Genomic DNA, 21721 nt, shown 5'->3' on the forward strand with positions numbered 1-21721 from the left:
GGGAGTTGAAATGGCATATATTCCTTACTCTCCTATTGTTGATGATGCATCAGACGATAGGAGTATATCTTCATTGAAAAAGCGACGTGGTAATCAAGATAAAAAAACAACCGGTTATATTCCTTATTCTCCCATTGTTGATGATATGTCAGATGATGATGGTATATCTTCAGTGAATTCACAACTTACAACAGATGATATTTCCTTTGATGAGAAAGATCTTAGTGTTTGGGATGCATTGAGAACACATGGGATAAATGGTTTCTGGGCAGGTCATAGTGATGAGATACAGGCGGCGCTTGAAGCGGGTGTTACGGACTATTGGAGCGGTGATAAAAAAGCAGAAGAAGTCTATAACAGAAGAGTCGCAAAGGAGCGCGCTTACCAGAAGGCATTGGAAGAGAAACATCCATGGTGGTCCTCAGGTGCTTATTTTCTTGGATCACTTGCTCCAGTAGCATTATCCTTTGTTCCTGGATTCCAGTGGTTGGGTGCAGGTGGGCTGTTAAGAGGAGGTTCAACCTTAGGCAATTGGGGTAGGGCGGCTCTTGTAGGAGCAGGTTCAGGGGCTTTACATGGTGCTGGAGCAGGGGAAGGTTTAGAGGATAAGCTTCTATCGGCAGGGGTTGGAGGTGCTATTGGTTCTGTTGCTGGTCCTGTTGGTTCTGTTGCTGGTACATTTGTTTCTTCGGGCGTTGATAAAATAAGACATGCATGGCAATCGGCTCCTTTTATAAGAGGTGGTTTGAACCCTGCTTATAAGGATGTTCCAAACAAAGCGGTCAGAGAAGTTGCAAGGACGTTGTACGATGATGGTGTTGAGAATGTTGCAGAGCGTCTTGCTTCTGCGCCGCGCGGTGCATTTTTGACAGATATCAGTCCAAATCTAGAAGTATCTCTTGCCAATACGGGGCAAATAAACAGACACGTTTCTGATATTGTGAACCGCGCCCATGGGAGACGGATGCAGGGGGCTGTTGACCGTCTTCGTCAATCGGCAGATGAAAACATTACACCTTTACAAGATGTAGATATTTTCAAAAGTATGCTTAAAGAGCAAGGAGAAAAAACCTATAAACATCTTTATGATAAAGCGCTGGCGGTTCCTGTAGGCGAAAAGTATTATCCAGCTCTTGATAAGCTTTTTGAAAATGAAGGGTTTCAAGAAGCTGTCGAGCGAGCAGTTAAAATTTTAAAAAAAGACCGTCGTAAGGCAAAACCTGAGGCATTTTATTCAAGAGATTTTAAACATATCAACTATAAGCCTACGATGGAGTTATTAGATCAAACCAAGCAGTCTCTTGATTACTTTGTAAGGAAGCATGAGAATCTTGGTGATAACCAAATGGTCTCTATATACCAATCTCTTAAGAAAGATTTGGTAGACATAACGGACAGAATTTCCCCTACTTATAAAGCCGCCCGTGATAGCGTAGCAAAATATGCAGGTTTTGAGGAAGCCATAAGTAAAGGTAAAAATATTACTAAGAGAGATGTTTCAGGAGTGGGGATAGCAGAAGGACTCCAGAAAGGAGCGATGCCTAATGGTGTTAATAGTTATCGCGTCGGGATGAGAGATTATGTCGATGATATATTAAAAGGTCCCAATGCGGTTCGAAACCTTTCTAATATTTTACAAACGGGTCGTATGACTGATAATCTTAGCCGTTCTTTAAGCAGTAAAGAACTTGATGCTTTTAGACGGGCTGTAGATGAGGAAAGATTTTATCAAGATGCTGCTAAAAGAGGTGTGAAGCCGTTTTTAGGGACGCCTGAACCCTCTCCTTTTACAGGTGTTAATTTACCCTATAGTAAAGGGAGTACTGCTCGTGCAGGAGCTAAAATGACTCAAAATCTTTTATCGGATACGATTAGGAAATTGCCTCAAAAAGAAAGGCAACTGCTTGAACGTGATATAGCGAAGTTAGCGACTTTTGGTGTTAAAGGAATGAGTCAACAGGAAGTTGTTGAAATACTCCAACGGTTTATCAATTTGCATAAAAAGGGAATTAAGAGTGAATATATTTCGCATGTGTTGTCTTCGGCGTTGACGCGACAAGCAGGTGTCTTTGCAAGGAGTAAGCTTCTATGACCCGTTCTAATTCTCCTATTGATGAAGCAATACGTCAGGCGGCAGCGCGTTATGGTTTGCCTGAGAGTTATTTGTATCGTGTAGCCCAGATTGAAAGTGGTGGGAATCCCAATGCAAGGAATCCGCGGTCCTCTGCTGGTGGTCTGTATCAGTTTATAGACAGCACAGCCAAGCAATATGGCTTGCAAGATAGATTTGACCCTATACAAGCAGCAGATGCGATGGGTATACTCACACGGGATAATCGCAATCATTTAAGCCGTGTTTTGGGGAGAGCGCCTAGTGAGGCAGAATTATATTTAGCACATCAACAAGGTGCAGGGGGAGCCGCGCGTCTTTTGCAAAATCCCCATGCCCAAGCGGCACAAATTGTTGGCAGCAATGCCGTTGGTTTGAATGGCGGAAACAGGGATATGCGTGCTGGTGATTTTGTCAATCACGTTTTGCAGATGTATGGTGGACAGCAGCCTTCTCGTCACCCTGCTGTTTATAGAGGCTCTGTTGCACAGGGGGGATTTGGCAATCGCGAGAATTTGCTTCAGGTTTTAAGGGCTCTGTTAGCCTCACAGGAAGAGGCTTCAGAAGATGAGAATGATGAAGAGGAAGCCCCTCTGATGTCAGACTTTATGAGAGCGTTTTACGGACCCTTTTATAGGGTATAGGATTTACCAACATGTCGACGATTTATGATTGGTCGCTTAGAGCGTCTGATAACACACGCGCTGATGATCTGATTGATTGGTCAGAGGGGCAATCCCCCCATACGGTCAATAACAGTGCGCGTGTAATGATGCAGCGGGTAAGGGAGTATCTTACAGACACAGGAAGTGCTGTTGTCGGGGTTGTTACGGTTCATGAAGAGCAACAACGCACAGAGATTAAGATTGAAAGCACGTCGCAGTTTACAGAGTATAAGGCGGGTCTTTTTATCCAGTTTCAAGCGACGGGCAAGAATGTAGGGGTCACGACGGTTTCCTTGAATGGGTTAGAAGGGAAGCCTGTTTATAAGGCAACAGAAAGAGGAGCACAGCTTTTATCAGGAGGGGAGATTCAGAACAGTTGTGTGTATAGTTTGCTTTATAGCAAGGATGGTTGGCATCTCTTAAATCCTACACCGGTGCCTTTATCTCAAGATTTTGACAGCAGTCTTTATCCTTCAGGTTTTATAGGCAGTTTTGCGATGCGCAATGTTCCTGAGGGTTGGTTGTTATGCGATGGGAAAGCCTATTCACGAACTGTTTATCGACCATTGTTTGAGGCGATAGGAACGGTTTGGGGAGCAGGGGATGAGGTGACAACATTTAATGTACCGGATTTTCGGGGGATGTTTTTGCGTGGTTTGGATGGGGGGCGCAATGTTGACCCTAATCGTCGCTTTGCAAGTATTCAGACAGATCTCATGCAGTCACATCAACATGAGGGTCAAACACTTTCTCTTTCTCATTTTGTAAGCAACGAAAACTATTGGGATGGCAATACCACAGATATATTGGGTCATAGGTTACGTTTGTTTGAGGGCGGTGTCATATCGCTTTTTACCGGCATAGAGAGTGAGAATATTCACGGATACATTGTCGAGCCTTATACACTTGATGATAGGAGTGATATTGTTTTGGAACGTTCAGGAGCGGGTGAAACCCGTCCGATCAATGTGTCGATTGTCTTTGCGATAAAAACATGAGGTTGAGATGTCAACGATTTATGATTGGTCTTTAACGGCATCAGAAAATGCCTACAGTGATGATGCAATCAATTGGTTTGAAGGACAATTACCAAGCACGGTGAATAACAGTGCGCGTGTGATGATGCAGCGGGTAAAGGAGTATCTTACAGATACATGTGGTGTCCTTGAAAGTGTTTTTACGAATGATGCAGCGCAGCAAAGAACAGCCATTAGGCTTGAGAGCAAGTCACAGCTTAAAGAATATAATAATGATCTGGTTTTGCGCTTTAAAGCGCGGGGCAAGAATATTGGCGAGACGACCCTTGCGCTTAATGGATTAGAGGGACAAGCTGTTTATAAAACAACAGAAAGAGGAGCAGAGTTTTTATCAGGGGGCGAGTTCCAACAGGGGTGTATTTATAGCGTTGTTTATAATCATGGGCTTTGGCAAGTTTTGAATCCTACCCCCATTCCTTCTCCTGTTCCAGTTATTTCACCTTATCCTTCAGGCACGATAGGGGCTTTTGCCATGCAGTTTTTGCCTTCAGATTGGTTATTGTGTGATGGAAAGGCGTATTCGCGCAGTGATTATAGTGCTCTGTATGAAGCGATAGGGATCAGATGGGGAGGGTGGGAGAGTCATACGAAGTTTAATGTTCCCGATCTGCGCGGGGTGTTTTTACGAGGTGTAGATGATGACCGTCAGATTGACCCATGGCGTAGTTTTGCAACCTTACAAAATGATAGCATAAAGGTGCATGACCATGGTGGTGAGAGCTTTTCCATTTTGAATAGTGAAGGGGAGAAAGAAAGTTGGCATGGGGATATCACTATTTTATGGGGTTATGAACTGAATGATCAACAAAGATTGAAACTTGCAGAACGTTTGGGGGTAAAAGTAGAAGATATCCGTGTTCACCATAAGTTTGCTTTCCCGCATTCCCATCTTCATATGCAAGATGTTGTTTTGGAGCGTTCAGGAGAGCATGAGACCCGCCCAAAGAATGTATCGGTTGTTTTTGCGATAAAAACGTGAGGTTGAGATGTCAACGATTTATGACTGGTCCTTAACAGCATCAGAAAATGGTGGTGCTGATAGTCTCATCAATTGGTCAGAGGGGCAATCCCCCAATACGGTCAACAATAGTGCGCGTATGATGATGCAGAGGGTAAAGGAGTATTTATCGGATACGGGGGGCGCTTTTATAAGCACGTTTAAGATTGATGATAAACAGAAAAAGGTAGAGATTTATCTGAACAGTCACACAGTTTTTTCCAAGTATCAGACAGGGATATTTTTGCGTTTTCAATCTCCATGCACGACTATTGGAGTGACAACGGTTTCCTTGAATGGGTTAGCAAGCCAACCTGTTTACAAAGCGACAGCAACGGGTCTTGTCCAGCTTACCGGAGGCGAACTTCAACAGGGTTGTCTTTATAGTTTGGTGTATGATGAAGAAATAACGGGTTGGCAACTTCTCAATCCAACGATACAAAAATCGACTTCTTTAAAGCGTTTGCCTTGTGGTCTTATCGGTCCGTTTGCCATGGAAAACTTGCCTTCTGGTTGGCTTCTTTGCGATGGGCGTGCTTATTCGCGTGAGGATTATAGAGATCTGTTTTTGACGATAGGTACGAGCTGGGGAGCAGGGGATGGTGTACGCACCTTTAATGTTCCCGATTTACGTGGGGTGTTTTTGCGTGGTTTGGATGGGGGGCGCAATGTCGACCCATGGCGTAGTTTTGCCAGTTTCCAAGGCTGTTCTTTGAAATCGCATGATCATTTTATTGGTCCCTCAGTTTCAGAGCGTTTTTCCTCGCGCAAGAAACGAGATCTGTCTGTTGAGGCTTCTTTGCCAAGGAGGAAGAGGGCGGTTGATGAGGAGTGTGTTGGTTTAAGCGATGATGGCTATGAGAAATGCCAAGAAGCCTTTGAGGAATTGACTGAACACACTAAGCCTTTTTGGTTTACCGAAGCGGATAAACCTGCACGTTTGCCTTGGTTTATCAGGAGCCCTTTTGCAAACTTTCTTTATTACTCCACGCCTATCACGCAGGGTTTAGAGAGTAGTGGGCATCATGAACACCATCTTTTAGCGGAAAGGGTTGGCGGGGAAGAAACACGCCCGATTAATGTATCGGTTGTGTTTGGCATTAAGACATGAGGTTACAATGTTATCAAAACCATTTGCGATTTCAGGCATAGACAACCCATTGATTTATAATGATAATTTACTGTTTTGCATATTGAATGAGACCCCCGAATATTGTAAGATTCTCTCATCTCAAATCATTTCATTTTGTATCAATTAAAGTCACTTATTTGCACGTCATAAGCGGGGTTATCGTGTGGGTAGAAAACAGTTTAGAAAGGAACAAAAATGCCTTTAATGAATCGTCTTAATGCAAGGGCTGTCGCAACATTGGGGGCTGGCAAATATAATGATGGTGCCGGCTTGCTACTTCATAAGCGTAAAGATGGGGGTGCTCAATGGCTTTTACGCTATACCATCCACGGGCGACGCCGTGAAATGGGCTTGGGTGCCTTAAGAAATGTCTCTTTAAAAAAAGCACGTGAACTGGCAACCCAATGGCGTTCTGTTTTACACGAGGGTCGTGACCCCATTAAAGAACGTGAGAAACAAAAACGCGAAGCAATGCGTAATCTCCATTATTTAAAAGATATTGCTTTAGATACTTTTGAAAGCCGTAAAGCAGAATTAAAAGGAGATGGTAAAAATGGAGGTTGGTTTTCACCTTTACAACTTCATATTCTCCCTAAATTAGGTTGTCTACCGGTTTCAGAGATTACTCAAACCGATATACGCAATGTGCTCGCTCCCATCTGGCATACTAAAGCTGGAACAGCAGAGAAAGCTCTCATTCGTCTTAATATTTGTCTCAAACATGCTGCTGCATTGGGTTTAGATGTTGATTTACAGGCTACAGCAAAAGCAAAAGCTTTGTTAGGCAAACAAAGGTATAAAGCTACGAATATGCCTGCTATGGATTGGAAAGAGATACCGGCTTTTTATCAAACACTTTGCAAAACACCAACCCTAACACAATTGGCTTTGCGTCTGCTTATCCTGACAGGCGTTCGTACAAATCCCTTGTGTCATATTCATAAAGATCAGATTGAAGATGATATATGGACCATCCCTGCTGAAAATATGAAAGGAAAGCGTGATGCTACAACAGAGTTTCGCGTGCCTCTATCAACAGAAGCATTGGAAATTTTGAAACAAGCGCGCCTGCTCTCTCGCAATGATTTCTTTTTCTCTGCAACCGGTCGTGGTCCCCTTGCAAAAAATTGCATGTCAAACTACATGCAACAGATTGGTCTTGATGCCTGCCCGCATGGTTTTCGTTCTAGTTTACGTGATTGGCTAGCAGAAACAACAGATGCTCCTTTTGAGGTCGCTGAAACCATTCTAGGTCATACAGTCGGGGGTAAAGTAGAGCGTGCTTACCGTCGTACTGATTATTTAGAACAGCGCCGTGTTTATATGGATAAATGGGCTGCCTATGTCACGAGCAAATCTTAAAAGATGGGGTCTTGTACCCCATTTTTATTTCATTATCTGTGGATAACTTTCTCTCTTCATTTGCTCACTATGACTCAATAAGACTCATAAATTATCAAATGAGAAAATACATCATAAATGACTGTTTTTTATGATTAAACTTACTTTCAAATCTCAATAAAATATGGTTAATAAATGCTTATGATTTGTTACTATTTTTTAGATTGAAAGGATTTAGTTATGACTGAAAATGATGTTCTTCTTACAGACCGTGAAAGTGCAAAATTATTGCATATAAGCGTTTCAACATTCCGTCGCCATGTCACCAATGGAGCTTTACCAAAACCCTTAAAGTTTGGTTCTTTATCGCGTTGGTTAAAATCGGATCTGTTGAATGTGATTGAAAAAGCCAAAACACAACGTCAACATCTCAGTGATGTGGCATAAAAAAACCTTGTCACGTAAGGACGGACAAGGCTTTCTCTTATGAACCGATAAGAAAATAGCAAAAACCGTCCTGTGACGCAACGTCTAAGGATGAGAAAATGTATCATTTTATAAATGCTCGGGGCATTACAAATGCCTTGCGGGGTATCTGGCATGGTGCTTATGGACTAGCCCGCTGCCCTGCTCATGATGATCAAGTGCCTAGTTTATCTCTTGCCAATGGAAATGACGGGCGTCTCTTACTCTATTGTTATGCCGGCTGTTCTTTTAGAGAGATCTTACAAGCTCTTAAGAATATTGGTCTTATCAATACACAAACATGTTTTGATAAAACTTATGATTATAGGTTTTCTCTCTCAAAACAGTTTTGTTGTGAAGATAACAAGGCAAAACAGAAAGCAGAGAGAGCTCAAAAGATTTGGAAGCAAAGTCAACCAATTAAAGAGACCTTAGCAGAGCTTTATTTACGCAAGCGTGGGATCACTTGTAACTTGCCTCCCTAGTTTACGCTTTCATAGCAAATGCCCCTATCCCTCTGGGAAAACATTCCCCGCGTTGGTTGCCCGTGTTGAGGGTGGTGGCTCCTTTGCAATCCATAGAACCTTTTTACAAGACAATGGATGCAAAACAGAACAGTTACCAACAAAAGCCATGCTTGGCTCTGTTAAGGGCGGTGCTGTGCATTTATGCCAAGCCAATCACCAACATCTGGTCATTTGTGAGGGAATTGAAACAGGTCTTTCTCTGCTGTCTGGTCTGTTATCAGAGCCTGTGACTTTATGGGCATCCCTTTCTACAAGTGGCATGGTGCATGTGCATTTACCCCATATCAAATCAAAAACCCATCTCACCATAGCTATGGATGGCGATGAGGCGGGTCGTAAAGCAGGTTTTGCCTTTGCTGCCCGCGCCTATAGCCAAGGCTTTGAAGTCTTAATGATGCAAGCTCCCCATGGCTCTGACTTCAACATTTTATTATTAAATTATGAAAGCGAAAAACAATGACAAAACATAGTCTTGATAACAACGAAAATAGCTCTGTAAATAATACTGATAACGATAACAATCCTGTCTCTTTAAAGGAGCATCCCTGTTTACAAGCCATCCCTTATGAACAGGCTTTGCAACAAATGGGATGGGGCGAATTAAAACCGATTAACACCGCTCTTTTACCGGTCGAGCCTTTTAATATTTTACAAATGCCTTATAGACTAAGCAGATATGTTTACGATATTGCTGACCGTCAACAATCGCCTCTCGATTTTGTGGCTGTCTCTGCTATCTGTGCTTTAGCTGCTCTGATTGGCAATGGCGTGCGCATTGCTCCAAAACAGCATGATAATTGGTACATTGTTCCTAATCTATGGGGGGCTATTATTGGTAACCCTTCTACACGAAAAACACCGGCTTTGAAAACCGCTCTTCAACCCCTTGCTGATCTTCAAACAGAAGCTTTGCAAGCTTACCAACAAAAGAATAAACAAGCAGAGATTGAACAGGCTCTTGAGGCGCTAAATCAAAAACAAAAGAATAAACAAGCCGGAAAAGCTTTAAAGAATGGAGATACCCAAGCTGCCCGTTCTATTTTAGCTGAAAACATAACCAAAGATAACCAGCAGGATGAGGAAAATTCACGTTTTATTGTCAATGACACAACGGTCGAAAAGCTAGGAGAATTACTCAAAGAAAATCCACGTGGGTTACTGTTAGTTCGTGATGAACTTTCTGGTTTTTTAGCAAATATGGAGCGGGTTGAATATCAATCGGAGCGGGCTTTTTATTTGGAAACCTTTAATGGGGATGGTCAATTCACCTATGACCGTATTGGACGTGGAACCCTTCATATTCCCAATGCAACGCTTTCTATCATTGGAGGGATTCAACCCTTAAGGATTATGCCCCTACTTCAGGCAATGCTGTCTGGGAAAGGAGATGATGGTTTATTGCAACGGTTTCAAATGATGGTGTGGCCGGATGAAAACCAAGAGTGGGAATGGAAAGATAAAAATCCCAATCAAGAAGCCTATCAAGAATATGAAAAGGTGCTTCGTTCTTTTTATGACAAACCCTTAGGATCACCTAAGCACCCGCGGATCATGCGCTTTGCTGCTAATGCTCAAGAATTGTTTCGTGAATGGTGGGAAAATCATCATAAAGAAATCAAGGAAAGCAAAGTTTCTGTCTCTTACCAAGCGCATCTTTTAAAAATGCCAAAAACCATAGCAAGCCTTGCCCTCATTATCGAACTTGTTGAGGATGGGCGTTTTGAGATCACTTTGCCTTCTCTCTCAACAGCCTTGCGTTGGTCAAACTATCTGTTAAGCCATGCGAAACGGTTTTATACTGCGGGCGATATCTTGGTAAAGGAGCGTGCAAATTTGATTATAGAACGTTGTAATTGCTTACCTGAGGTTTTTACTGCTCGTGATATCTACAGACGCTGCTGGACGCATTTAAAGGACAAGGAAGCGGTCAAACAAGCTTTAGAGCTTTTATGCCATACAAACCACATTCGCAAAAAGTTCATAACCCATCAGACAAGTAAATCGAGTACCTATTATGAATGGCATCCTTTGGTAAAAAACAAAAATGCAAGGCAATAAAGCGAATGAACAGAAGATGATTTTAAAGAGTGCTGGCAAAAGAGAAAGATATGATCTGAATGGATAGTCATAACTCAGGTCATATTCTTGTCAGTCGTTGTCGGTTGATTTACCCCCTCATTTTAAAAAAAACTTTTCGATAAAAATAAAAAACATTATATTTCAATGCGTTAATGTATTTTTACAAAAAATCCATCCCAATAAGATGATCTGTATAGAGAATTAATGGGAACAATTGATCAAAACTTGTCTGTATTTGTCTAAAAATTGAACTGACACCATTTATGATTTTAGTGATGATATTTTGAGATCATAAAACACTTCAAAACAATCATTTTGATCTCTTAAAACACGGTTCGAATTTGTTTTTATTAACACAAAAACGAATAGTAAATTTTACTACTTTGCTGTTTATAGGCTGTTTATAATTGCATCTTGTAAATTTTTTTGACGCATTTGATAGGTTTTCGCGCCATTTTGGTTTATTGGGTACTCGATATTTGTTCTAAATGTATTTATGAAACGCCATTGTGATTTTTTGAGTCTCATAAGGCAATGGAGTTTATTGAATAATGTCTCAAACCATCAATTCTGATAACAAACAATCCTCTTTACGCGCTCTCTTACAGTCTTATCGCCAACAGGCAACCTCAAATGCAAAAAAAGGAAAAATCTTTGAAAGTTTTGTTACTAAATACCTTATGCATGACCCTCTTCATTATGGGCGATATGAAAAGGTTCAAAGCTATTACGAGTGGGCTAAAGAGCGTGAAGGTTGGAATAAAAATGATATCGGCATTGATTTGGTTGCTAAACTGCGTAATCGAGATGGGTATGTTGCTATTCAATGCAAATTTTATGAAGCAGACCATCAGATCAGTAAAAAGGATATTGATAGCTTTATTGCTGCCTCTGGGAAAGATATCTTCAAATATCGCCTTCTGGTTGATAGCACTGAAGTGAATTTAAGTGACAATGTGAATGCAATGATTAAAGGACAAGCGATACCGGTTTATCGCATTGACCTTCGTCATATGGAAAACAGTCGTATAGACTGGCAAATCTTTGCAACAAAAGAAGAAGTTGTCCTTAAATCGACAAAAGAACCACGCCCTCATCAGATAGAAGCAATTCAGAAAGTCTGTGATGGTTTAAAAGAAGCTAACCGTGGCAAGCTGATTATGGCTTGTGGAACAGGTAAAACATTTACAAGTCTTAAGATAGCAGAAACTCTTGCTGGTCAAGGCAAGCGTGTTTTGTTTTTAGTGCCTTCTCTTGCATTAGTCTCACAAACCATAAGGGAATGGACAGCGGATGCACAAATTCCATTGCATTCCTTTGCTGTTTGTTCGGATACAAAAGTTGGCAAGCGTCGTAAAAATCAAGAGGATATTCTTGGAATGGAAACATCCGATCTTGCATTGCCTGCTACAACGGATGCACAAGCACTTGCCAAAGAAGCTCGTGAAAACCAAGCAGATGCAATGACGGTGGTGTTTTCGACTTATCATTCGATACAAGTGATATCGGATGCACAAAAAGATCATGGTTTACCCGAATTTGATCTGATCATTTGTGATGAAGCTCACCGTACAACGGGTGCTGTGTTGGGATCAGATAAAAGTGAATCTGAGTTTGTCAAAGTGCATGATAACAGCATTATACAGGGTAAAAAACGTCTCTATATGACCGCAACCCCAAAAATCTTTACGGATAGGTTAAAAAGGAAAGCTGACTTATCTGATACTGTTCTTGCCTCTATGGATGATGAAACACTTTATGGGAAACAACTCTATCATTACACATTTGCAGAAGCTCTAGAACATAAACTGTTATCACCTTGTAAAGTGATCATATTAGTTGTCAACGAAACAGAAGTAAGCAAATCTATTCAACGTCTTATTACAGATAAAAATTATGAACTCATTCTTGATTATAGAACCAAAATCCATGGTTGTTATCGAGCCCTGACCAAAATGGATCTAAAAATTGATCTTGGCGATGACCCCAACCCTATGCGTCGCGCTTTGGCTTTTTGTAAAGATATCAAGACCTCTAAACGCATCTGTAAAAGATTCAATTCTAAAAAAATGAAAGAAAATTTGCTTGCTCTTCATGAAAGCCATAAAGAAACGCCTCCTCTTGACTGTACATTTGCCCATATTGACGGAACTGTTAGTGCTAAGGACCGTAATAAATTGCTTGATTGGTTAAAGGAAGACACTGGGGAAAATACCTGCCGTGTGTTAAGCAATGTTCGTTGTCTTTCTGAAGGTGTGGATGTTCCCGCTCTTGATGCGATACTGTTTTTACACCCGCGCAAAAGTCAAATCGAGATCATTCAAGCAATAGGACGCGTTATGCGTCGAGCAGAGGGTAAAAAAAGAGGCTACATCATTTTACCCGTTGGAATACCGGCTGGCATTCCACCAGTAAAAGCCTTGGAAAATAATCCGAAATATGATGTCATCTGGCAAGTCATCAATGCTTTGCGTGCCCATGATGATGGTTTTAATAAAATCATTCATCATATGTCCATAAAACAGGACGTAAGCTATGCTCTTGACATTGTTGTTCCTTCTCAAAAGGCTACCTCAGAAGATACAACTGTGGTTATTGATGACTTACCGATACACTCAAAAGCAGAATATTCAGGACTGGATATTGGGTCACCAACTTATGAATCCTTTCACGCCTATAAACCAGAAGAAGAACTTGACTTATTCTCTCAATGTGCGGAGCTCATTAGAGCGGCTATTGTTAAGAGAGGTTACGACCCTAGCTATTGGAAAAGATGGGCAACGAATGTTGCTGATCTTGCTCAAAATCATATCACACGCTTAACTGAAGTTTTGACGCAATCAGAAACGGAAACGCGGCGGGTGTTTAATGATTTTATGACAGAATTGCGTAGCAATTTAAACGCAACCATCTCCGAAGAAAATGCGATTGAAATGCTTGCACAACACCTTGCAACGCGTCCTGTCTTTGATGCTTTGTTTGAGGGGCATCAGTTTGTTCAAGAAAATCCCGTCTCTTGTGCTTTACAACGTGTACTCAATATCCTTGATAAAGTTACTCTTAACGAAGAATCTCAAGATTACAGAACTCTCTCTAGGAGTGTACAATTTTACACACGAGGAATTACGAGTCTTGAAGCACAACAAAACTTAATTGTAGAGCTTTATAATGAATTTTTCCGTTATGCCTTTCCGCGTACGGTAGAAAAATTAGGCATTGTTTATACCCCTATTGAAATTGTGGATTTTATTATTCATTCGGTTGATGATGTTTTACGCAAGGAATTTGGCAAGAGCTTAGGCTCCCGTGGTGTTTCTATTCTTGACCCCTTTACGGGAACTGGTACCTTTATCACGCGGCTTTTACATTCTAATCTGATAAAACCGGAAGATATGGAATATAAATACCGTTACGATATCCATGCCAATGAGATTGTTTTATTAGCCTATTACATTGCTGCCATCAATATTGAAGCAACCTATCATGGTCTTACGAAAAGTAATTATATCCCCTTCAAACATATCGGATTAACCGATACGTTTCAGATGGTTGAAAAGCAAGATCTGATGAAGGGTTTATTAGAAGAAAACAGTGCCTATTTGGAACTTCAGAAAAAGCTGAATATTGAGGTTATCTTTGGCAATCCCCCTTATTCCGTGGGGCAAAAGAATGAGAATGATAATGCCAAGAACACTCCTTATCCACTCTTAGATAAACGTATCAGTGAAACCTATGCTACTCAATCAAAAGCAACTTGTGTGCAAGCATTATATGATAGCTATATCCGTGCTATTCGTTGGGCAAGTGACCGTATAAAGGACCGTGGTGTTATTGGTTTTGTTACAAATGCCGGTTTTGTTAATGGATATTCTATGACAGGTTTACGTAAATGCCTTGTTGAAGAATTTAGCAGTCTTTATATTTTCCATTTGCGGGGAAATGCTCGGACTTCTGGAGAACAACGTAAGAAAGAAAGTGGTGGCATTTTTGGAGAAGGATCTCGGGCTCCCATTGCGATCTCTATTCTCGTAAAAAATCCAAATGCACAACAGCGCGGTAAAATATATTTCTATGATATTGGAGATTATCTCACAAGAGAAAAAAAACTTAAGACAATTAAGGAATTTGGTAGCATTGATGGTATTACACAGAGTGAACACAGTTGGAAAATCATTACACCAGACAAACATGGTGATTGGCTTGGTCAAAGGGATGACAGTTTTAAAGCATTTTTAGCCATAGGTGATAAGGATAAGAAAGGTCATGGTAAAAAGCTATTTGAAACATTCTCCTGTGGTATAAAAACCAATCGTGATACGTGGGCATATAATTCTAGCCGGAAGGTCTTAGAAAATAATATGCGTAATATGATTGCGTTCTATAATAGCGAAGTAGAACGTTTTAACAACACCCATCCACATACTGCCCGTAAAACACGCACAAAGGCTGTAGATAATTTTGTCAATTCAGATGCTAAAAAAATCAGTTGGAGCCATAATGTTAAGCAAGAATTGATAAAAGGAAAAGTTTATGAATTTGAAGAGGCATGTCTCACGCAAAGTGCATATCGTCCCTTTACACAAGAATGGCTTTATTACAATCGGACTTTCAATGATAGAGTTTATCAAATGCCGCGTATATTCCCTATGGGGCAAGCAGTTGATAATAGAGTAATACAAATTACAGGTATAGGAACAATCACTGATTTTTCTGTACTTATGACTAATAATTTATCTGATTTAGGTGTAATGAGTGCTGGTCAATGCTTTCCACGCTATATTTACGAAGATATTGAGGTTCCAAAAGATAACAACGAAAAACAATCTCATTTATTTACAAATTCTACAGAAGAAAGCGAAACCACCGGTTTACAACGCCATGATGCCATTACTGATGAGGGACTAGCACATTTTAAAACAGCTTATCCTAATGAGAAAATTACCAAAGATGATATCTTCTATTATGTTTACGGTCTCTTGCATTCAGAAGATTACCGTGCTCGCTACGCTGATAACCTCTCTAAAGAACTCCCTCGCATCCCTTGCGTAAAGAGCACTGAAGATTTCTGGGCATTCGTTAATGCAGGTCGTGAATTAGGCAATTTGCACGTTAATTATGAAACTGTAGACCCTTATCCCGTGACCTTTAAAAAAGGCAATCCAAAACTTACAGAAATCTCTAATCCTGAGAAATTTTATTACGTTACAGAAATGAAATTCGCTGGCAATAGCAAGGAAAAGGATAAAACCACTGTTATTTACAATAGCAATATTACAATAACAGATATTCCTCTTAAAGCTTATGAGTATATCGTGAATGGTAAACCCGCTCTTGAATGGGTTATGGGGCGTCAATGTGTAAAGACTGATAAAAAGAGTGGCATTGTTAATGATGCCAATCGCTATGCTATTGAGACCGTTGGAAACTCTGCTTATCCATTGGAATTATTCCAAAGGGTTATTACTGTAAGTTTAGAAACAATGAAGATTGTTAAGAACTTACCAAATCTAGAATTAAGAGAAACTGAATAGATTTATGAATCATGCCAATCTCATAAGGGGTATAGATCTTATAACCATCATCTATACTCTCTTATTAGGTTGCTTATGTACAATCTTAAAAGGAAAGATTTACCATGCGCTATTCTAAAAAGAGAAGCCTTGCACTTTTAGACACTCTTATTTGGATTGCTTTAAGGTTTTTAAGAAATCCCATCTTAAATAGAATGAGATTTTTTTACATTGCCTTTAAAAGATTAACTCGCAATCTCAAATGATGCCTTTCTTATCTTTCAAAAGCTCTCTTTAAAGACAAATATGCGTATTAATAGGTTGTATTTATCAAGAGAGATTGTTTTTTGCAGCATTGATAAAACTTAATATATTAAAATATAATGTTTTTTATCTTTTTAGTGTTTTTTTCTTTAAAACACAAAGTTTCAAAACTCAAAACCCTCTTTAAATCTATAAGTTACTCTTTATAACATATCTCATAATTACAAACGGTCTTTTGAGAGGCATTTAAAGAGCTATATGCCCTCTCATAAAACATGATTTAATTATTCATTAAAATCATAAATGTTGTCTGTTAAATTTTTAGACAGATACTGACAGGTTTTAATCAACTTATCTCATTAATTGTCTATATAAATCATCTTATTAGCATTGAATATTTCTCAAAACTTACTAACATATTGAAATATAATGTTTTTTACTTTTATCGAAAAGTTTTTTTAAAAATGAGGGGGTAAAATAACTGCTAATCACTGACAAGAGACAAAAGCCTATTTAAAAGGCATTTTGATAAGGATATAAGAATTCAAAATGTTTTCATAAAAATCAAAACCGCTGGTTATAAAGACGCGGTCTCTATAAAGCTGTTTAAATTACAAACCTCTTATAAAAAATTCACAAAAATATTCACAAGTTATCTCATAAAAATAATGATGCGTTATAAAGTTAAAAATAGGCATTATGAGAGCGTTCTTAGTTATTATGATGTTTAAAAGAGAAAAATAACGCAATTGCGTAATATAGAGTCAAATAGACGCAATAAAACAGAAAATATTCATAAGCATATGATGCATATTTATACACAATGGTATAAAAAATAATTATAAAAAAACACAAAAAATAATAAAAGATAGTTGACAATAAATACGTATTTTGTTATATAAATACTCAAGTGATCAAAACACTAAACAGTTAGCGAATGGGTTCGATAAACCTAATCCCTAATATAAAAAAAACTGACTGTCTTTTATGCTCTTGTTAGTATATGAAGATTCTGTCGGGTGTCGTTATGTCATACAATACTCCTTTATGGAGGAAAACATAACAACGGACTAACTGCCGTGTTTTGAGCGCCCGGCACCTTTATAGGTGTCAATTCAAAAATTTAACAGTTAGGAGTTCGTTATGAACGCTATAGAAAATAACACCCCCGTTATCGTTTCCAATGCAAATGACACTACATCCCTTGCAAAACAAGAACCTGTAAAAAAATATGAATTTATTGATGATTGTGAATTAATAGATGATCATTATTTATACCGTATACGTGCTTTAAGAGATTTTGGTGATGTCAAAAAAGGAGATCTAGGGGGGTATATCGAAAAGGAAGATAACCTCTCTCATGAGGGCAATTGCTGGGTTTATAATAAAGCGCGTGTCTTTGAAAATGCCCGTGTCTTTGGAAATGCAAAAGTAAAAAGCTTTTTTGTTGATGTTTATGGCAATGCGCAAATCTATGGAAATGCTATTTTTGAAGGTATGACACTAAAAGATAATGCAAAACTTTCTGGCAATGCCCATGCTAGCAATGCCGTGGTTATCGAAGGCAATGCGCAAATTTATGATAATGCTCGTGTAACTGATCATGCCCATATTTCTGATGATGCTGTCATTTGTGATGATGCCCATGTTGGTGGCAATGCAAAAATAAAGGGCTCTGCTTATATTTGTGATGAATCCCGTGTCTTTGATGATGCCATGGTTTGTGATGCTCTTATCTCAGGCAATTCTTATATTCATAGCAATGCTTCTTTAACTGCTAATGAAGATATCTGTGATGATGCTTATCCCGAATTGGGTAGTGAAGATGATTACTATCGTCACGAATATTATGATGATTATGGTTATGATGATGATTACCAATATGATTGCAATTCTGAAGATACAAATCAAGCTGCGTAAATAATACCGCGGGCGCGGCGGGGGCGCCCCTTCTTAAGAACATTTCATTAAAAATTTATCGATTATTAGATTAGGAGCTCCCTATGACCACTATAAATGTATCCAAAAAATATGAATTAACAAATGAAACCCGTGTATGTGCTAATAGCACCCTTTATCGCATTCGTGCTTTAAGAGACTTTGATGATATTAAAATTGGAGAGTTAGGTGGCTTTATCGAAAAGGAAGATAACCTCTCTCATGACGGCAATTGCTGGGTTGGTAACGAGGCATGTGTGTATAATAATGCCCATGTTTCTGATAATGCGAAAATTTTCAATTATGCTAGTGTTTTCGATAATGCAACGGTCTGTGACAATGCTAAAGTTTTTGATTTTGCAAGTATTTATGACAATGCAAAAATTTATGATAATGCCTTGGTTTATGGGGATGCTTTTGTTTACAAATATGCCCATGTTTTTGAGAATGCTGCTGTATGTGATAAGGCTGTTATAAGAGATAAGGCAAAAGTTTATGGTAATGCCTTTGTGAGTTGGTATACCCGTATTGAAGGCAATACAAAGCTCTCCTGTGTATCTAAACCTTGTGACAATGTTTGTGTTGATTTACCCATAACAAAAAAATATGAATTAACAAATGAAAGCTGCATTCGTGATGGGGTTACTTTACACCGCATTCGCGCATTAAGAGATTTTGATGATGTCAAGGCTGGTCAATTGGGTGGTTTTATCGAAAATGAAAGCAATTTATCCCATGATGGCAATTGCTGGGTTTATGATAATGCTACCGTTTCTCGTGATGCCCGTGTGTATGAAAATGCAAAAATATATGGCAATGCCTTTATTAATAGAAATGCTTGTGTTTATGGCAATGCCGTGGTTCGTGATAAGGCATGGGTTTTTGGAGGCAATGCCCATGTTTATGACAATGCGCAAATTTATGACAATGCTATAGTGCGTGGTCAAGTTTATGGCAATGCCATGGTTTGTAATAAAGCCAATATCCTTTATGAGGCAAAAATTTATGAGAATGCAAAAATTTCTCATAATGCGTATGTGAGTGGTTTTATTTATGGAAATGCAAAAATCTCAGGTTCTGCTCGTATTGATTGGTATGCTCGTGTTTATGATGATGCTTTCATTGATGATAACGCATATGTTTGTTATTTAATAAAAATTTCAGGCAATGCCGTGGTTAATGGCAATCAAAAAATTTATGAAGATATTGGTAAAATAACAAAACCATAAATAAAGCAACGTAAATAACAGGCGTTGCGGGGGCGCCTGCTTTCCAAATCTTTCATTTCAAATCTCATATTCTATAAGGATTGTTCCTATGCAAAAGAAATTTGCACTTACAAATGAAACGCGTCTCTTTGCTAATCACATACTTTATCGCATTCAGGCTTTAAAAAGCTTTTCTGATGTCAAGGCTGGTCAACTGGGCGGCTTTATCGAAGATGAGAGTAACCTTTCTCATGATGGCAATTGCTGGGTTTATGGTAATGCTCTGGTTTTAAACTCCGGTCGTGTTTATGAGAATGCTAGGGTCTATCATAACGCTATTATTGCTGGTTATGTCTATGGCAATGCAATCGTTCTTGGTAAATCGATCATTTATGACCATGCCCATGTCTATGGCAATGCACAAATTTATGATCACGCCCGTATCGTCAATCATGTTCATATTTATGAGAATGCTCATAGTCACGGCATTGTTATGATTTTAGAAAAGACTCGTGATGATATTGAAACAAGGTCTTATATCGAATTGCTTTCCAATAATGAAATAAAAATCATCTGGCTGCGTAATAAAGCCTTTTTAAACATTTAGAGCGCCGCGGCGGTCACTCCATTTTTCCAATATTTTCCATGCAACTTTTTTCACAAGAGAGATTGTGAGGGGTCTTATGATGTCCAAAAAATACAAACTAACTAATGAAACAAAACAACTAAAAGATAAAATTACACAAAAAATTACAACGCTTTATCGCATTCGGGCTTTAAAAAGCTTTTCTGATGTCAAGGCTGGTCAACTGGGCGGCTTTATTGAAAAGGAAGAAAACCTCTCTCATAACGGTCTTTGCTGGGTTTATGATGATGCATTGGTTTATAAACATGCCCGTGTTTATGAGAATGCAAAAATACGAGGCAATGCACAAATTTGTGGTCTTGTCTATGGCAATGCTCAGGTGCATGATAAGGTGTTTATTTCTCAATATGCAAAAATTTATGACAATGCATTTGTTTATGATAGTGCGCATGTGGCTGGCTATGTTTATGGCAAGGCTCGTGTCTATGGCAATAGCCGCGTTTCAATTGAAGCCCATGTTTATGGCAATGCGCATCTTTCTCATCATAGTTATCTTTTTGAATATGCAAGGCTTTATGGCAACGCGAGGGTGTTAGGCTCTGCTTGTCTTTTTAGTTATGCGCATGTTTATGGCTATGCTGTTGTTAAGAGCCGTGCAAAAATTTATGGCAAGGTTTATGACTATGCAAAAGTAAGTGGCTGTGCGCAAATTTATGGCTCTGTTTATGGAAAAGCTCAGGTTTCTCATACTATCAAGGTCTTTGGTCGTGCTTGTGGGCGTGCAAAACTTAATCGAAAAAGTGAGATAAGAGAGGTTCCCAAAAATAAGGAGGTTAATAAGAGCGATATTCTTATAGAGATTGTTGATACTGAAGAATAAACAATAAATGCGGGGGCGTTGGTTTGATGCCATCTCAAAAGACAAGAGTGCAAAAAAGAAAGCCGTGCCATTTTACGTGACGCGGCTTTCATATCTCTCATGTTGAATCAATCATCACTCTAAGGAGTCATAAACACATATATACAAAACGTATTATATTGCAAGCTCTCTAGTCTCTTTATAAAAACTTATCCAAAATAATATAAAGGAATGGTTATGAAAGCGTTCTTTTAGATCATTACATTTGAATGAAAAAAGCCTAATAAAGTTATATCAAATCAATCAAAAGCAAGCGTTGGTTTTAAAAACAATCTCTCAGTAAAACAAAAAACAGCTATAGAGCTCTCTTTAAACATTTGCGTTTAATGATGTTATCTCTCAACTTCTCTCTGTTTATAAAAAAGGTGCCCTCATTTTTGAGGTGACTAAAATCGCTCAATCCAAATTTGGATTAACCTCTTAAAGAATGTTTCAAATATTTGCATTTAAACAAGCTCTCATATTCAATTGCGTTTTAACAATGCGATTTATTACGATAAAAACGTCTTGTAAAATTTATGTGCTGTTATGAATGATAGCTGCTTTGCATTTTATTTGAATGCTCACATGTATTATAACATTGGCATCATGATTTGCTTTTTATGCTCTGTTTATAGATGGCTATTGTTTGTAAAAAATGGTCAATTAAATTGTGCATAAAAGTGTGGATTCAAAGGTGGATTCAAATAAAATAAATGCACTTAATATACTGATTTTATTGTATTTTTATACAAAATGGGACGCCAGGCATAAGCGACCCGTCTCAAGTACGGGTCGTTTTGTATTCAGGACAGCATTTTGTCCACGCGCCGCTTAATGGGCTTTTGGATTTGTTGAGGGCGTCTTTGCGTTCAGAATTTGAGGGTTCAATCCAATCTCTAGAAGAGCGGATAAAAGTTTTAAGCAGCGAGCTAGAAGAGCTGAAAGAGTGTTCATTTTAATT

Annotated in this window: 14 protein-coding genes and 1 pseudogene; all 15 read left to right on the top strand. The window is 39.0% G+C overall.

Translation table 11 applies throughout. From position 1 onward, the window contains the following. Positions 1-10 precede the first annotated feature (10 nt). The 15 genes and pseudogenes from LNM86_RS03795 to LNM86_RS03865 all read left to right on the top strand — a co-directional run bounded on the left by LNM86_RS03795 (position 11) and on the right by LNM86_RS03865 (position 21719). Positions 11-2092: a glycine zipper family protein gene (locus LNM86_RS03795; protein WP_241438496.1), complete on the top strand. Its 2082-nt coding sequence runs from the start codon at positions 11-13 to the stop codon at positions 2090-2092. Then, positions 2089-2754, top strand: a complete 666-nt coding sequence (locus LNM86_RS03800) for a transglycosylase SLT domain-containing protein (protein ID WP_241438497.1) — start codon at positions 2089-2091, stop codon at positions 2752-2754. Before LNM86_RS03795 ends, LNM86_RS03800 begins: the two co-directional genes overlap by 4 nt. 11 nt (positions 2755-2765) lie before the next feature. Then, positions 2766-3773, top strand: a complete 1008-nt coding sequence (gene bgtC, locus LNM86_RS03805; RefSeq protein WP_241438498.1) for a gene transfer agent tail collar protein BgtC — start codon at positions 2766-2768, stop codon at positions 3771-3773. Between the two features lie 7 nt (positions 3774-3780). Continuing rightward, on the top strand, positions 3781-4791 hold the full coding sequence (gene bgtC, locus LNM86_RS03810) for a gene transfer agent tail collar protein BgtC (protein WP_241438499.1): 1011 nt from the start codon (positions 3781-3783) through the stop codon (positions 4789-4791). Positions 4792-4798: 7 nt separating this feature from the next. After that, complete coding sequence (gene bgtC, locus LNM86_RS03815) at positions 4799-5920, top strand: gene transfer agent tail collar protein BgtC (protein WP_241438500.1); 1122 nt, start codon at positions 4799-4801, stop codon at positions 5918-5920. 216 nt (positions 5921-6136) lie between these two features. Beyond that, a complete protein-coding gene (locus LNM86_RS03820; RefSeq protein WP_241438501.1) occupies positions 6137-7303 on the top strand; it encodes a tyrosine-type recombinase/integrase in 1167 nt (388 codons plus the stop codon). 219 nt (positions 7304-7522) lie between these two features. Further along, a complete protein-coding gene (locus LNM86_RS03825; protein ID WP_241437301.1) occupies positions 7523-7729 on the top strand; it encodes a helix-turn-helix transcriptional regulator in 207 nt (68 codons plus the stop codon). Positions 7730-7827: 98 nt separating this feature from the next. Then, a pseudogene (locus LNM86_RS03830) lies at positions 7828-8734 on the top strand (DUF7146 domain-containing protein). Then, positions 8731-10332 carry a YfjI family protein gene (locus LNM86_RS03835; protein WP_241438502.1) on the top strand — a complete coding sequence of 534 codons (1602 nt, stop codon included), beginning with the start codon at positions 8731-8733 and terminating at the stop codon, positions 10330-10332. The pseudogene LNM86_RS03830 and the gene LNM86_RS03835 overlap by 4 nt, the downstream one beginning before the upstream one ends. A 572-nt stretch (positions 10333-10904) precedes the next feature. Beyond that, positions 10905-15884, top strand: a complete 4980-nt coding sequence (locus LNM86_RS03840) for a DEAD/DEAH box helicase (RefSeq protein ID WP_241438503.1) — start codon at positions 10905-10907, stop codon at positions 15882-15884. A gap of 1386 nt (positions 15885-17270) precedes the next feature. Then, positions 17271-18047, top strand: coding sequence for an LbetaH domain-containing protein (locus LNM86_RS03845; protein WP_241438504.1), 777 nt, complete (start codon positions 17271-17273; stop codon positions 18045-18047). An 83-nt stretch (positions 18048-18130) separates the two neighbouring features. Beyond that, positions 18131-19294, top strand: coding sequence for an LbetaH domain-containing protein (locus tag LNM86_RS12845; RefSeq protein WP_308219230.1), 1164 nt, complete (start codon positions 18131-18133; stop codon positions 19292-19294). A gap of 88 nt (positions 19295-19382) precedes the next feature. After that, positions 19383-19880 carry a hypothetical protein gene (locus tag LNM86_RS03855; protein ID WP_241438469.1) on the top strand — a complete coding sequence of 166 codons (498 nt, stop codon included), beginning with the start codon at positions 19383-19385 and terminating at the stop codon, positions 19878-19880. 79 nt (positions 19881-19959) lie between these two features. Next, positions 19960-20739, top strand: coding sequence for a hypothetical protein (locus LNM86_RS03860; protein ID WP_241438908.1), 780 nt, complete (start codon positions 19960-19962; stop codon positions 20737-20739). A 761-nt stretch (positions 20740-21500) separates the two neighbouring features. Continuing rightward, the gene (locus LNM86_RS03865; RefSeq protein ID WP_241438910.1) at positions 21501-21719 is read left to right on the top strand and encodes a hypothetical protein; all 219 of its coding nucleotides are present in this window, start codon (positions 21501-21503) and stop codon (positions 21717-21719) included. Positions 21720-21721 lie beyond the last annotated feature (2 nt).

Source organism: Bartonella machadoae, from assembly GCF_022559585.1.
Taxonomy (GTDB): Bacteria; Pseudomonadota; Alphaproteobacteria; order Rhizobiales; family Rhizobiaceae; genus Bartonella; species Bartonella machadoae.

Coding starts and splice junctions, on each gene's coding strand:
- LNM86_RS03795 (WP_241438496.1), top strand. CDS start 11: ATGGCATATATTCCTTACTCTCCTATTGTTGATGATGCATCAGACGAT.
- LNM86_RS03835 (WP_241438502.1), top strand. CDS start 8,731: ATGACAAAACATAGTCTTGATAACAACGAAAATAGCTCTGTAAATAAT.
- LNM86_RS03820 (WP_241438501.1), top strand. CDS start 6,137: ATGCCTTTAATGAATCGTCTTAATGCAAGGGCTGTCGCAACATTGGGG.
- LNM86_RS03800 (WP_241438497.1), top strand. CDS start 2,089: ATGACCCGTTCTAATTCTCCTATTGATGAAGCAATACGTCAGGCGGCA.
- LNM86_RS03825 (WP_241437301.1), top strand. CDS start 7,523: ATGACTGAAAATGATGTTCTTCTTACAGACCGTGAAAGTGCAAAATTA.
- LNM86_RS03855 (WP_241438469.1), top strand. CDS start 19,383: ATGCAAAAGAAATTTGCACTTACAAATGAAACGCGTCTCTTTGCTAAT.
- LNM86_RS03840 (WP_241438503.1), top strand. CDS start 10,905: ATGTCTCAAACCATCAATTCTGATAACAAACAATCCTCTTTACGCGCT.
- LNM86_RS03860 (WP_241438908.1), top strand. CDS start 19,960: ATGTCCAAAAAATACAAACTAACTAATGAAACAAAACAACTAAAAGAT.
- LNM86_RS03845 (WP_241438504.1), top strand. CDS start 17,271: ATGAACGCTATAGAAAATAACACCCCCGTTATCGTTTCCAATGCAAAT.
- bgtC (WP_241438500.1), top strand. CDS start 4,799: ATGTCAACGATTTATGACTGGTCCTTAACAGCATCAGAAAATGGTGGT.
- bgtC (WP_241438498.1), top strand. CDS start 2,766: ATGTCGACGATTTATGATTGGTCGCTTAGAGCGTCTGATAACACACGC.
- LNM86_RS12845 (WP_308219230.1), top strand. CDS start 18,131: ATGACCACTATAAATGTATCCAAAAAATATGAATTAACAAATGAAACC.
- bgtC (WP_241438499.1), top strand. CDS start 3,781: ATGTCAACGATTTATGATTGGTCTTTAACGGCATCAGAAAATGCCTAC.